We start from the raw sequence: 13,835 nt of genomic DNA, 5'->3' as shown, positions 1-13,835 counted from the left end.
ACCCATGAACACAAAAAAATACTTCGGAACCGACGGTATCCGAGGTCGCGTTGGTCAATTCCCTATTACCCCTGATTTCATGCTCAAGCTTGGCTGGGCTGCGGGAATGGCGTTTCGCAAAATGGGCGCCTGCCGAATTCTGGTGGGAAAAGACACCCGGATTTCCGGCTATATGTTCGAATCGGCGCTGGAGGCCGGGCTATCCGCGGCGGGCGCCGATGTCATGTTGCTTGGCCCGATGCCAACACCGGCAATCGCCTACCTGACGCGGACGTTCCACGCCGAGGCTGGCATTGTGATCAGCGCTTCACACAATCCGCATTACGACAACGGCATCAAATTTTTCTCTGGGCAGGGCACCAAACTACCGGATGATATCGAGTTGATGATCGAAGAGCTTCTGGATTCTCCAATGACAGTTGAGGAGTCCGAAAAACTTGGCAAGGTATCGCGTATCAACGACGCTGCCGGCCGTTATATTGAATTTTGCAAAAGCAGTGTCCCAACCAGTACTGATTTCTCAGGGCTCAAACTGGTGGTCGATTGTGCCCACGGCGCGACCTACAAAGTGGCGCCGAACGTGTTCCGCGAGCTCGGAGCGCAGGTGACTGTGCTTTCCGCTGCACCGAATGGGCTGAACATCAACGACAACTGCGGCTCGACCCACATGGGAGCCTTGCAGGCAGCTGTGGTGGAGCATGGTGCCGATCTGGGCATCGGTTTCGACGGCGACGGTGACCGTGTACTGATGGTCGACCATACCGGTGCGATCGTCGACGGCGATGAGCTTCTTTACATCATCGCCCGCGACCTGCATGAACGCGGCCAGCTGCAAGGTGGCGTTGTAGGTACTCTGATGAGCAACCTTGGCCTGGAACTGGCTCTCGCCGATCTGAGTATCCCTTTCGTACGAGCCAACGTGGGCGACAGGTATGTCATCGCCGAGCTGCTTGAGCGCAACTGGCAGGTTGGCGGTGAGAATTCGGGGCATGTCGTTTGCTTCCAGCACACAACAACCGGGGACGCAATCATCGCGGCATTGCAGGTTTTGCTCGCCATGAAGCGTACAGGGCAAAGCCTGGCCCAATCCCGGGAGGGTCTGAAAAAATGCCCGCAGATTCTGGTCAATGTGCGCTTCGACGGTGGGAGCGTGGACCCGGTCAAGCATCCCGCCGTGATCGAGGCATGCGAGCGCGTAACGGCCGCCATGGCCGGGCGTGGGCGGGTGTTGTTGCGCAAGTCAGGCACAGAGCCGCTGGTGCGCGTCATGGTTGAAGGCGAAGACGAAAGTCTGGTCGCCGGCTACGCCGATGAACTGGCAAAACTGGTTGCTGAAGTTTGCGCCTGATTTCGGCTTGCCAGTGTTGAAAGTGTTGGGTAACATCTGCGCCCACTTTGATCGACGAGGTACAGCATGCGTCGCCCTATGGTAGCTGGTAACTGGAAGATGCACGGTACCCGCGCCAGCGTCGCTGAGCTGATCGAGGGTCTTGCAAATCTCGCCCTTCCGGGTGGGGTTGATGTGGCGGTGTTTCCGCCAAGTCTTCACATCAACTTTGTGGTTGATTGCCTGGAAGGGCAGTCGATTGATGTGGGTGCGCAAAACTGCGCGCATGAGGCAGGGCAGGGCGCGTTGACCGGGGAGATTTCTTCCACTCAGTTGGCAGATGCATCCTGCAAATATGTGCTTGTTGGACATTCTGAGCGTCGCCAGATAATGGGCGAAACTAATGAAATCCTCAATCGCAAGTTCGAAGCCGCTCAGGCGGCGGGTCTTACGCCAATACTGTGTATCGGTGAGACACTCGAACAGCGCGAAGCCGGTAAAACGCTTGAGGTTGTCGGGCAGCAGCTGGACAGCATCATCGAAGAGCTTGGCATCGGCGCTTTTGCCAATGCGGTTATCGCATACGAGCCGGTTTGGGCTATTGGCACCGGGCTGACTGCTTCGCCGCAGCAGGCTCAGGAAGTCCATGCAGCGATTCGTGCGCAGTTGATGAAAGAGAATTCTGAAGTCGCACAAGGTGTGCGTCTTCTATATGGCGGCAGCGTGAAGGCGGCCAATGCGGTCGAACTGTTCGGCATGCCGGATATCGATGGGGGGCTGATTGGTGGTGCCTCCCTGAATGCAGATGAGTTCGGTGCGATCATTCGCGCCGCGGGAAACTGAAAAAATGCTGGAAACAGTCGTAGTCGTTCTTCATCTGCTGGGTGCCCTGGGCGTAGTTGCTCTGGTTCTGTTGCAGCAGGGTAAAGGTGCCGACGCTGGCGCGTCATTCGGAGCAGGTGCATCAAATACTGTATTCGGTGGCCAAGGTTCCTCTACCTTTCTTAGTAAACTTACTGCTATACTTGCCGCCTGTTTCTTCATGACCAGCTTAGGGTTAGGTTACTTTGCTAAAGAGAAAGCTCACCAGCTGACTCAAGTAGGTTTGCCAAACCCAGCAGTATTGGAAGTGAAGCAAAAGCCGGCAGCAGATGATGTTCCGGTTCTGGAAGGGCAACAGAAACCAGCGGCAGTTCCTGCTGATGTTCCTGCCACTCCAGAGCAAAAGTAATACCGGATTCGCAGTCGTTGTTGGGGCTGCAAAAGAGTTGTAATGCCGAGGTGGTGGAATTGGTAGACACGCAACCTTGAGGTGGTTGTGCCCATAGGGTGTAGGGGTTCGAGTCCCCTTCTCGGTACCAATTAACAAGAAAGCCCGCAGTAGCGGGCTTTCTTGTAGGTGGATGTGTCGGATTGACCCAAAATTGGATCGGTCGTATACTTCCGCCCCAGCTTTGTCGCGGGGTGGAGCAGTCTGGTAGCTCGTCGGGCTCATAACCCGAAGGTCGTTGGTTCAAATCCAGCCCCCGCAACCAGTTTTAGCGGAGCCCCTTTTCAGGGGCTTTTTGTTAGCTGGACACTTTATGGCGCCGCGTTTCGCAGGCGTTTTTCATGATTGGGCTTCTGCCCATTTTTTATTTGCAGCATGCACGAGGGGGTTCAGGTGTCGAGCAAGCTAGAACAGTTGCAGGCCTTGCTGGCCCCGGTGGTCGTGGCCCTAGGCTATGAATGCTGGGGTATCGAGTTTTCGTCTCAAGGTCGGCACTCGATGTTGCGCGTCTATATCGATAAAGAAGGCGGCGTTTTGGTGGACGATTGCGCGATCGTCAGCCGTCAGATCAGCGGTATTCTGGATGTCGAAGATCCAATCAGCTCCGAATACACGCTCGAAGTTTCATCTCCAGGCATGGAACGCCCACTGTTCACCATCGAGCAGTTTGCTTCGTTTGCCGGGGAACAAGTGAAGATAAAGCTGCGGTCTCCCTTTGAGGGTCGGCGCAACTTTCAAGGCTTTCTCCGCGGGGTGGAGGAGCAGGACGTCGTGGTCCAGGTGGATGAACACGAGTACCTGCTGCCGATCGATCTGATCGACAAAGCCAACATCATTCCCAAGTTTGACTGAGACGTGCCAGATACTGCGGATCCCGCGGATCCAATGGCTTGCGAAAGGCGAGGCGTACGATGAGCAAAGAAGTACTGCTGGTTGTTGAATCGGTATCCAATGAAAAAGGCGTACCGGCCGACGTGATTTTTGAAGCGCTTGAAATAGCGCTGGCTACCGCCACTAAAAAGCGCTTTGAAGACGAAGTAGATCTGCGTGTCGAGATTAATCGCCACACAGGTGCCTATGAGACTTTCCGTCGCTGGACCGTCGTCGAAGAAGACGATCTCGACGACCCGGCTATCGAAACATGGCCAAGCAAGGTCGCCCAGACGCATCCTGGCGCCAATGTTGGCGACGTAGTAGAAGAAAAGATCGACTCTATCGAGTTCGGCCGCATCGCCGCGCAAACTGCCAAGCAAGTCATTGTGCAGAAAGTCCGCGAAGCTGAGCGCGCTCAAGTCGTGGACGCCTACCGTGAGCGTCTGGGCGAAATCATTTCCGGCACTGTCAAGAAAGTCACGCGTGACAACGTCATCGTCGACCTTGGCAACAACGCCGAAGCCCTGCTGGCACGTGAAGACATCATTTCGCGGGAGACCTTCCGCGTCGGTGTCCGTGTGCGGGCATTGCTTAAAGAGATCCGCACCGAAAACCGCGGCCCTCAGCTGATCCTGTCGCGTACGGCGCCAGAGATGCTGATCGAGCTGTTCCGGATTGAAGTTCCGGAAATCGCCGAAGGACTCATCGAGGTGATGGCTGCCTCTCGTGATCCAGGTTCGCGTGCAAAGATCGCAGTTCGCTCAAAGGACAAACGCATTGACCCGCAGGGCGCATGCATCGGCATGCGCGGTTCGCGTGTGCAGGCTGTTTCCGGCGAGTTGGGCGGCGAGCGTGTGGATATCGTGCTTTGGGACGATAACCCGGCGCAGTTCGTCATCAACGCCATGTCGCCTGCCGAAGTGGCAGCGATCATCGTTGATGAAGACGCCCACGCCATGGACATCGCTGTAGGCGCAGACAACCTCGCTCAGGCGATTGGCCGCGGTGGCCAGAATGTTCGCCTGGCGAGTCAGTTGACTGGCTGGACACTGAACGTGATGACCGAATCGGACATCCAGGCCAAGCAGCAAGCGGAAACCGGTGACATCCTGCGCAACTTTATCGACGAGCTGGAAGTCGATGAGGATCTCGCTCAGGTACTGGTAGACGAAGGCTTCACCAGCCTGGAAGAGATTGCCTACGTACCGTTGGAAGAAATGCTCAACATCGACGGCTTTGACGAAGATACCGTCAACGAGCTTCGCGCTCGTGCCAAGGATCGTTTGTTGACTAAAGCCATCGCTACTGAGGAAAAGCTGGCAGACGCCCATCCGGCCGAAGACCTGCTCTCGCTTGAGGGTATGGACAAGGATTTGGCGATGGAACTGGCGGTGCGCGGCGTAATTACCCGCGAAGACCTGGCCGAGCAGTCTATTGACGATCTGCTCGACATCGACGGCATTGACGATGATCGTGCCGGCAAGTTGATCATGGCCGCCCGAGCCCATTGGTTCGAGTAAGTAGATGCGGCCTGAGGAGAGAAGTGCATGACGCAAGTCACGGTGAAAGAACTGGCCAAGACGGTCGACACACCGGTAGAGCGCCTGTTACAGCAGATGCGTGAGGCAGGTTTGCCGCACAACGCCGCCGAGCAAGTTGTGACCGATATCGAAAAACAAGCCCTGTTGACGCACCTGAAAAGCGGTCACAAGGCCAAGGTGGAAGAGCCGCGCAAGATCACCTTGCAGCGCAAAACCACCAGCACCCTGCGCGTTGCTGGCAGTAAAAGCATCAGCGTTGAAGTACGCAAGAAGAAAGTCTTTGTTCAGCGCAGCCCGGAAGAAATCGAAGCCGAACGCAAGCGCGAGCTGGACGAGCGTCGTGCGGTAGAAAATGCCGCTCGCCAAAAGGCCGAAGAAGAAGCTCGTCAGCGCGCCGAAGAAGAAGCGCGTCGTCAGCCTGCTTCTGCTTCAGCGCCGCAAACTGCGGGTGCTGATACAGCCCCGGCAGCGCCAGCTTCGCCAGTGGCAGAGCCAGCACGGGAAACCCCGGCGCCAGCTCCTGCCCCTGTTGCCGACCGCAAGAAAGACGAGCAACGTCGCCCCGACAAACCACGCAACGACGACAACAACCGTCGCAGCGGTGGTGGTGATGGCGATCGCAAGAACGCTCCTCATCGTGCATCGGTCAAGGAAAAGGCCCCCGCGCCACGCGTCGCGCCTCGGACTACCGACGAAGAGAGCGACGGTTTCCGTCGTGGCGGTCGTGGCAAGGCCAAGCTCAAGAAGCGTAACGCTCACGGCTTCCAGAGCCCTACCGGCCCACTGGTTCGTGAAGTGAAGATCGGCGAGACCATCAGCGTGGGCGATCTCGCTCAACAGATGTCGGTCAAAGCTGCTGAAATCATCAAGTTCATGTTCAAGCTGGGTACCCCGGCCACGATCAACCAGGTTCTGGATCAGGAAACTGCCCAGCTGGTTGCCGAAGAACTGGGCCACAAAGTGACCCTGGTCAGCGACACTGCGCTTGAAGATTCCCTGGCCGAGTCTCTGAAGTTTGAAGGTGAGTCGTTCTCCCGTGCACCGGTTGTGACCGTCATGGGCCACGTTGACCACGGTAAGACTTCGCTGCTCGACTACATCCGTCGTGCCAAGGTTGCGGCTGGCGAAGCCGGCGGTATCACTCAGCACATCGGCGCCTACCACGTTGAAACAGAGCGTGGCATGGTGACGTTCCTCGATACCCCGGGTCACGCTGCGTTCACCGCAATGCGTGCTCGCGGTGCCAAGGCGACCGACATCGTGATTCTGGTTGTCGCAGCTGACGACGGCGTCATGCCGCAGACCATCGAAGCCGTGCAACATGCCAAGGCTGCCGGTGTTCCGCTGGTGGTTGCCGTGAACAAGATCGACAAGCCTGGCGCCGACCTGGACCGTATCCGCAGTGAGCTTTCGGTTCACGGAGTCACATCTGAAGAGTGGGGCGGCGAGACACCTTTCGTTTCGGTCTCCGCGAAGATGGGTACCGGCGTTGACGAGTTGCTCGAAGCTGTTCTGCTGCAGGCCGAAGTACTGGAATTGATGGCAACGCCGTCGGCCCCGGGTCGTGGTGTTGTGGTTGAATCGCGTCTGGACAAGGGCCGTGGTCCGGTTGCTACTGTTCTGGTTCAGGACGGTACGCTGCGTCAGGGCGACATGGTTCTGGTCGGCTCCAACTACGGTCGCGTTCGGGCAATGCTCGACGAGAACGGCAAGCCGATCAAGGAAGCCGGTCCGTCGATCCCTGTCGAGATCCTCGGCCTGGACGGTACGCCGGACGCTGGTGACGAGATGAGCGTGGTTGCCGACGAGAAGAAAGCCCGTGAAGTGGCTCTGTTCCGTCAAGGCAAGTTCCGCGAAGTCAAGCTGGCCCGTGCTCACGCCGGCAAGCTGGAAAACATCTTCGAGAACATGGGTCAGGAAGAGAAGAAGACGCTTAACATCGTCCTCAAATCCGATGTCCGTGGTTCTCTGGAAGCATTGCAGGGCGCATTGAACGGCCTGGGTAACGACGAAGTGCAAGTGCGCGTAGTCGGCGGCGGTGTCGGTGGTATCACCGAAAGCGACGCCAACCTGGCACTGGCCTCCAACGCTGTACTGTTCGGCTTCAACGTGCGTGCCGATGCTGGCGCGCGCAAGATCGTCGAGCAGGAAGGTCTGGATATGCGTTACTACAACGTCATCTACGACATCATCGAAGACGTCAAGAAGGCCCTCACCGGCATGCTTGGCAGCGACGTTCGGGAGAACATCCTGGGCATCGCCGAAGTCCGCGACGTGTTCCGCTCGCCGAAATTCGGCGCGATCGCAGGTTGCATGGTCATCGAAGGCGTTGTCTTCCGTAACCGTCCAATCCGTGTACTGCGTGAAGACATCGTTATCTTCGAGGGCGAGCTGGAATCCCTGCGTCGCTTCAAGGATGACGCTTCCGAAGTACGTGCCGGCATGGAATGCGGTATTGGCGTCAAGAGCTACAACGACGTCAAGGTCGGTGACAAGATCGAAGTCTTCGAGAAGGTCCAAGTGGCTCGCAGCCTCTAAATCGCGAGCTTCAGGAGTCATGGCTTACGCCGCATGCAGTTGCGTGGCGCAGGTCATGGACTCTAAACGCAACGCCCGGTCCGGCTTCTGCCAGGCCGGGCGTTTGCCGCTTTCAGACCACATGGCTTTTGCCATGGGTCAGTGACAGGTAACAAGACATGGCAAAAGAATACAGCCGTACCCAACGTATCGGCGATCAGATGCAGCGCGAGCTGGCACAGCTGATCCGTCGTGAGATCAAAGACCCCCGCGTAGGGCTGGTCACCATCACTGCCGTCGACGTGAGTCGCGACGTGGGCCACGCGAAAATCTTCATGACCGTGATGGGTCAGGACAGTGCCGAAGAGATCGCCCAGTCAATCAAGGTGCTCAACGCTGCTGCGGGTTTTCTGCGCATGCAGCTGGCCCGTGAAATGAAGCTGCGCAGCGTTCCGCAACTGCACTTCCATTACGATGAAAGCGTCGCCCGTGGTGCGCACTTGTCTGCTTTGATCGAGCGCGCAGTGGCTGAAGATGGTCAGCACCAGACCGCTCCGAAGCAAGACGGTTCGGAGGAGTAACGGCGTGGCTCAGGTCAAGCGTATTCGCCGTAACGTCAGCGGGATCATCCTGCTCGACAAACCGTTGGGCTTTACCTCCAACGCGGCCCTGCAGAAAGTGCGCTGGTTGCTGAATGCGGAAAAAGCCGGTCACACCGGCAGCCTCGATCCGCTGGCCACCGGCGTACTGCCGCTGTGCTTTGGGGAGGCCACCAAGTTTTCCCAGTATCTGCTGGATTCCGACAAGGGTTATGAAACCCTCATGCAGTTGGGCAAAACCACCACCACTGCGGACGCCGAGGGCGAAGTGCTGCAGACCCGCCCGGTGACCGTTGGTCGCGCGGATATCGAAGCGGTGCTTCCGGCATTTCGTGGGGATATCAGTCAGATACCGCCAATGTACTCAGCCCTCAAGCGTGATGGCCAGCCGTTGTACAAGCTGGCCCGGGCAGGGGAAGTGGTGGAGCGCGAACCGCGTTCTGTTACTATTGCGCGCCTGGAATTATTGGCGTGTGAAGGCGACACTGCTCGTTTGGCCGTCGACTGCACCAAAGGCACCTATATCCGTACCCTCGTGGAGGATATTGGTGAGAAGCTTGGCTGCGGTGCTTACGTCGCCCAGCTGCGTCGTACACAGGCTGGACCATTTACGCTGGCTCAGACCGTAACGCTGGAAGAGCTGGAGGCGGTGCACGCAGAAGGCGGCAACGAAGCCGTTGACCGTTTCCTGATGCCGTCGGACAGCGGGCTGCTGGATTGGCCGCTGTTGCAATTCTCGGAGCACAGTTCGTTCTACTGGCTGCACGGTCAACCAGTAAGAGCCCCGGACGCGCCGAAGTTTGGCATGGTGCGGGTGCAGGATCATGAAGGACGCTTCATCGGCATCGGTGAAGTGAGTGAAGACGGGCGCATTGCGCCACGTCGACTGATTCGGTCAGAGTGACCGGACCCGTCGCGGCAGGGTTTCCTGGCACGGCGGTACGAGGGTGGCTGTTAACAGGCATGGTCACTCCTCACAATTAAATACGAGAGTTTGCTCTCGGCCTGTTGAAGCCGTCTCCCCGGAGCGGTTTCTTGATAAAAGGAATGCCCACATGGCACTCAGCGTTGAAGATAAAGCTCAGATCGTAACCGACTACCAGCAAGCTGTTGGTGACACAGGTTCGCCAGAAGTGCAGGTTGCACTGCTGACCGCCAACATCAACAAACTGCAAGGCCACTTCAAGGCCAACGGTAAGGATCACCACTCCCGTCGTGGTCTGATCCGTATGGTAAACCAGCGTCGCAAGCTGCTGGATTACCTGAAAGGTAAGGACGTTAGCCGTTACAGCGCCCTGATCGGTCGTCTGGGTCTGCGTCGCTAATAACGACTCGGATAGAGGTTGGTTGGTCGTCATGTTCCGCTGGTTTTATCAGTGGGCTGGCGGCCTCCCAGCCTCTAGTTGTATCTGGGCTGCCGAAGGGTCCGATTCCCCTCGCCGCCCAAGAATTCGCAAGAAACCAGTTCCCCAAGAGCCACAAAGAAGGTAGGAAACCGTGAACCCGGTAATCAAGAAATTTCAATTCGGTCAATCGACCGTAACCCTCGAGACTGGCCGTATTGCCCGTCAAGCTTCTGGTGCTGTATTGGTCACCGTTGACGACGACGTCACCGTTCTCGTGACTGTGGTCGGCTCCAAGCATGCAGACCCAAGCAAAGGCTTTTTCCCTCTTTCCGTTCACTATCAGGAAAAGACCTACGCCGCTGGCAAGATCCCTGGTGGTTTCTTCAAGCGTGAAGGCCGTCCTTCCGAAAAAGAAACACTGACCTCGCGTTTGATCGACCGTCCGATCCGCCCACTGTTTCCAGAAGGCTTCATGAACGAAGTGCAGGTTGTCTGCACCGTCGTCTCCACCAGCAAGAAGACCGATCCAGACGTCGCCGCGATGATCGGTACGTCGGCTGCGCTGGCCATCTCGGGCATCCCTTTTGATGGCCCTATCGGCGCCGCCCGCGTTGCTTTCCACGAGAGCACCGGCTACCTGTTGAACCCGACTTACGAACAGCTGAAAGCATCGAGCCTGGACATGGTCGTTGCCGGTACCGAAGAAGCGGTACTGATGGTTGAGTCGGAAGCCAAGGAACTGACCGAAGACCAGATGCTGGGCGCCGTGCTGTTCGCACACGACGAATTCCAGTCGGTCATCAAGGCCGTCAAAGAACTGGCCGCCGAAGCTGCCAAGCCAACCTGGAACTGGGCGCCGAAAGCTGAAGCCACTGAACTGCTGGGCGCCATCCGCTCCGAGTTCGGCGCAGCGATCTCCGAGGCCTACACCATCACCGTCAAGGCCGATCGCTACGCTCGCCTGGGTGAGCTGAAGGATCAGGTCGTTGCCAAGCTGGCCGTTGAAGACGGCAGCCCGTCCGCCAGCGAAGTCAAAGCGGCATTCGGCGAAATCGAATACCGCACCGTTCGCGAAAACATCGTCAACGGCAAGCCACGTATCGACGGTCGCGACACCAAGACTGTTCGTCCGTTGAACATCGAAGTTGGCGTTCTGCCGAAGACTCACGGTTCGGCACTGTTCACCCGTGGCGAAACTCAGGCGCTGGTCGTGGCCACCCTGGGTACTGCACGCGATGCGCAGTTGCTCGACACGCTCGAAGGCGAGAAGAAAGACCCGTTCATGCTGCACTACAACTTCCCTCCGTTCTCGGTGGGCGAGTGTGGTCGCATGGGTGGCGCAGGTCGTCGTGAAATCGGTCACGGCCGTCTGGCTCGTCGTTCGGTTCAGGCCATGCTGCCTGCTGCCGACGTGTTCCCGTACACCATCCGTGTCGTATCGGAAATCACCGAATCCAACGGCTCCAGCTCCATGGCTTCGGTCTGTGGTGCTTCGCTGGCCCTGATGGACGCTGGTGTTCCGATGAAAGCCCCGGTGGCAGGTATCGCCATGGGCCTGGTTAAGGAAGGCGAGAAATTCGCCATCCTGACCGACATCCTGGGTGACGAAGACCACCTCGGCGACATGGACTTCAAAGTGGCCGGTACCGCCAAAGGCGTTACTGCGCTGCAGATGGACATCAAGATAAAAGGCATCACCGAAGAGATCATGGAGATCGCTTTGGGTCAGGCACTGGACGCTCGCCTGAACATCCTGGGCCAGATGAACACCATCATTGGTCAGTCGCGTACCGAGCTGTCGGAAAACGCGCCGACCATGATCGCGATGAAGATCGACACCGACAAGATCCGCGACGTGATCGGTAAAGGTGGCGCGACCATCCGTGCCATCTGCGAAGAAACCAAAGCCTCGATCGATATCGAAGACGACGGCTCGATCAAAATCTTCGGCGAGACCAAAGAAGCGGCTGAAGCTGCACGCCAGCGCGTTTTGGGCATCACTGCTGAGGCCGAGATCGGCAAGATCTACATCGGTAAGGTTGAGCGCATCGTCGACTTCGGCGCGTTCGTGAACATCCTGCCAGGCAAAGATGGCCTGGTGCACATCTCCATGTTGAGCGACGCTCGCGTTGAGAAAGTGACCGACATCTTGAAGGAAGGTCAGGAAGTCGAAGTTTTGGTACTGGACGTGGATAACCGCGGTCGTATCAAACTGTCGATCAAGGACGTTGCTGCTGCCAAGGCGTCGGGGGTTTAACCCTCCGCCTGTGCTCGCTTGAGAAAGAGCCCTTCGGGGCTCTTTTTTTTGAGCGTAATTAAGGGCTTGCGGTGCGGTGGGTCAGGGTTGCTGCTTGTCAGAACATGCAAGTTGCAAGCGGAACTTTCCTAAAGCGGGCAATCTGCACGACCAGCGTGGATCCGCTAAAACACAAGCCATTGATTTATAAGGATTTGTTTAGCGCTTCGCTGTTGGCACAGCGCTTGCGATATATACCGGTAACCCTGCAGCCAATGATGTTGGCGCAGATTCTGAGAAAAACAGGAGTTACCCGTATGAAGAAGTTCGCTATCGCTGCTGCTACCGCCACTGCTCTGACTCTGACTATGGCCAACGTAGCCATGGCTCAGACCTCTGCCCAGGCTCCGATGACTGTTGCTGCAAACGAAGTTGCCAAGACTAAAGAAGCGACTTCCGACACTTGGATCACCACCAAAGTTAAATCTGACCTGCTGACCGAAAAAGGCATTCCAGGCTCCGACATCAAGGTAGAGACCAACAAAGGCGTGGTTTCCCTGTCGTCGACAGTCGCTGTCACCGAGTCGCAGAAGACCACCGCTGTAGCAATCACCAAAAAAATCAAAGGCGTCAAAGCTGTTTCGGCTGACGGCCTGAAAGCAGAGTAAGTCATACCTGATCAGGTCTGATGCCCGGCCCGCTGACAGTGTGAATGTCGTCAGCCGAACGGTCTCAGGTTTGAACAAGCGCTCCCGATAACCGGGAGCGTGAGAAGCCCCGGCGCTTGCGTCGGGGCTTTTTTTTTGCCTTTGCGATGAGGAGCCGTCGCAATCAAGGCACCGGCCGAAAGTGGCTGACTGGCTATTCTTCATCTCTTGGACTACGCACAGGGAGATTATTCAAGTGGACTTAAGGCTGGGTCTGTTGCGCCTGGAACCAGATCAGATGAGCACATAATTTGCATATCACGCACCCCATCGCAGATTGGGTGGAGAATCTACCCATTCGCCATTCCTGATCTCGCCTACCCTGTAGTGAGCAAGTCCGATCGCCGTTGCTTCGCCAACCGCCATGCTGATGCACACCATGCCAGGCTTGAAACTCTTTTGCTGTGAGAAGTAGATGCCCACGATTCCCCTGTTGATTTGCGACGACTCCAACATGGCGCGCAAGCAGCTGATTAAAGCCCTTCCGCCCGAATGGGAGGTGTCGGTTACCACCGCAACCAATGGCCGTGAAGGGATCGAGGCGATCCGCCAGGGATTGGGGCAGGTTGTGCTGCTGGACCTGACGATGCCAGACATGGATGGCTATCAGACCTTGGCCGCCATCCGCGCAGAAAAGCTGCAAGCCAGCGTCATCGTCGTCTCCGGCGACGTTCAGGAAGAGGCCGTCCGGCGCACGCTGGAACTGGGCGCGCTGGCTTTCCTGAAAAAACCGGCCGATCCGGATCAGTTACATCAAACCCTTCAGCGTTTGGGACTCACCGGCGAGACGGCTACGCAAACGCTCGCCTCGGGCACGAATGCCGACCAGAACCCCATTAGTTTCCATGACGCGTTTCGGGAAACCGTAAACGTCGCCATGGGACGCGCGGCGGCATTGCTGGCGCGGGTACTCGGCGTATTCGTGCAACTACCGGTGCCCAACGTGAACATGCTGGAGGTCGGGGAGCTGCACATGGCACTCGCCGATGCCCAGGCGAGTGATCGCCTGACTGCGGTTTGCCAGGGTTATATCGGTGGCGGTATCGCCGGGGAAGCGCTGCTGCTGTTTCATGACTCGGAAATCGCCGATATGGCGCAGCTGATGAAGGTCGATGACGCCGACTACTCCGACATGGAGATGTTGCTGGACCTGTCTTCCATCCTGATCGGCGCCTGTCTTAGCGGAATCGCAGAACAGCTCGACGTCGTGTTTTCGCAAAGCCACCCTCAAGTGCTGGGACTGCACAGCGGCATTGAAGAGCTCATCCGCTCGAATGAGCGGCGCTGGAAAAAAACGCTGGCTGTGGAAATCAGCTACAGCCTCGAGGGCCATCACATCCACTTCGATCTATTGATGTTGTTCACCGAAGAGTCGGTCGAGCTGATGTCCCGAAAACTCGAACATCTGATGAGCTGACC

At 57.3% G+C, this 13,835-nt stretch carries 12 protein-coding genes and 2 tRNA genes; all 14 read left to right on the top strand.

All coding sequences use genetic code 11. The features are described 5' to 3' along the window. Positions 1-4: 4 nt before the first annotated feature. The 14 genes from glmM to LT42_RS16305 all read left to right on the top strand — a co-directional run bounded on the left by glmM (position 5) and on the right by LT42_RS16305 (position 13,833). Complete coding sequence (glmM, locus tag LT42_RS16365) at positions 5-1,348, top strand: phosphoglucosamine mutase (RefSeq protein ID WP_037015127.1); 1,344 nt, start codon at positions 5-7, stop codon at positions 1,346-1,348. Between the two features lie 66 nt (positions 1,349-1,414). Further along, a complete protein-coding gene (gene tpiA, locus LT42_RS16360) occupies positions 1,415-2,170 on the top strand; it encodes a triose-phosphate isomerase (protein ID WP_037015125.1) in 756 nt (251 codons plus the stop codon). A 4-nt stretch (positions 2,171-2,174) separates the two neighbouring features. Next, positions 2,175-2,558 carry a preprotein translocase subunit SecG gene (gene secG / locus LT42_RS25350; protein WP_074888489.1) on the top strand — a complete coding sequence of 128 codons (384 nt, stop codon included), beginning with the start codon at positions 2,175-2,177 and terminating at the stop codon, positions 2,556-2,558. Between the two features lie 44 nt (positions 2,559-2,602). Further along, positions 2,603-2,688: transfer RNA gene (locus LT42_RS16355), tRNA-Leu, on the top strand. 97 nt (positions 2,689-2,785) lie between these two features. After that, positions 2,786-2,862: transfer RNA gene (locus tag LT42_RS16350), tRNA-Met, on the top strand. Positions 2,863-2,990: 128 nt separating this feature from the next. Then, the gene (gene rimP / locus LT42_RS16345) at positions 2,991-3,449 is read left to right on the top strand and encodes a ribosome maturation factor RimP (RefSeq protein WP_037017405.1); all 459 of its coding nucleotides are present in this window, start codon (positions 2,991-2,993) and stop codon (positions 3,447-3,449) included. A gap of 59 nt (positions 3,450-3,508) precedes the next feature. Next, a complete protein-coding gene (nusA, locus tag LT42_RS16340) occupies positions 3,509-4,990 on the top strand; it encodes a transcription termination factor NusA (RefSeq protein WP_037015122.1) in 1,482 nt (493 codons plus the stop codon). Between the two features lie 27 nt (positions 4,991-5,017). Next, positions 5,018-7,549, top strand: a complete 2,532-nt coding sequence (gene infB / locus LT42_RS16335) for a translation initiation factor IF-2 (RefSeq protein ID WP_037015120.1) — start codon at positions 5,018-5,020, stop codon at positions 7,547-7,549. Between the two features lie 158 nt (positions 7,550-7,707). Next, positions 7,708-8,109, top strand: a complete 402-nt coding sequence (gene rbfA / locus LT42_RS16330; protein WP_037015118.1) for a 30S ribosome-binding factor RbfA — start codon at positions 7,708-7,710, stop codon at positions 8,107-8,109. Positions 8,110-8,113: 4 nt separating this feature from the next. Beyond that, the gene (truB, locus tag LT42_RS16325; protein ID WP_037015116.1) at positions 8,114-9,031 is read left to right on the top strand and encodes a tRNA pseudouridine(55) synthase TruB; all 918 of its coding nucleotides are present in this window, start codon (positions 8,114-8,116) and stop codon (positions 9,029-9,031) included. A gap of 151 nt (positions 9,032-9,182) precedes the next feature. Further along, a complete protein-coding gene (gene rpsO, locus LT42_RS16320) occupies positions 9,183-9,452 on the top strand; it encodes a 30S ribosomal protein S15 (protein ID WP_037015114.1) in 270 nt (89 codons plus the stop codon). Positions 9,453-9,624: 172 nt separating this feature from the next. After that, positions 9,625-11,730 carry a polyribonucleotide nucleotidyltransferase gene (gene pnp, locus LT42_RS16315; RefSeq protein ID WP_037015111.1) on the top strand — a complete coding sequence of 702 codons (2,106 nt, stop codon included), beginning with the start codon at positions 9,625-9,627 and terminating at the stop codon, positions 11,728-11,730. A 296-nt stretch (positions 11,731-12,026) separates the two neighbouring features. Next, positions 12,027-12,377: a BON domain-containing protein gene (locus LT42_RS16310; RefSeq protein ID WP_037015108.1), complete on the top strand. Its 351-nt coding sequence runs from the start codon at positions 12,027-12,029 to the stop codon at positions 12,375-12,377. Positions 12,378-12,831: 454 nt separating this feature from the next. Next, on the top strand, positions 12,832-13,833 hold the full coding sequence (locus LT42_RS16305; protein ID WP_037015105.1) for a response regulator: 1,002 nt from the start codon (positions 12,832-12,834) through the stop codon (positions 13,831-13,833). Positions 13,834-13,835: the final 2 nt, after the last annotated feature.

This window comes from Pseudomonas lutea (assembly GCF_000759445.1).
Taxonomy (GTDB): domain Bacteria; phylum Pseudomonadota; class Gammaproteobacteria; order Pseudomonadales; family Pseudomonadaceae; genus Aquipseudomonas; species Aquipseudomonas lutea.
This window is presented reverse-complemented; position numbering and strand designations above follow the sequence as displayed.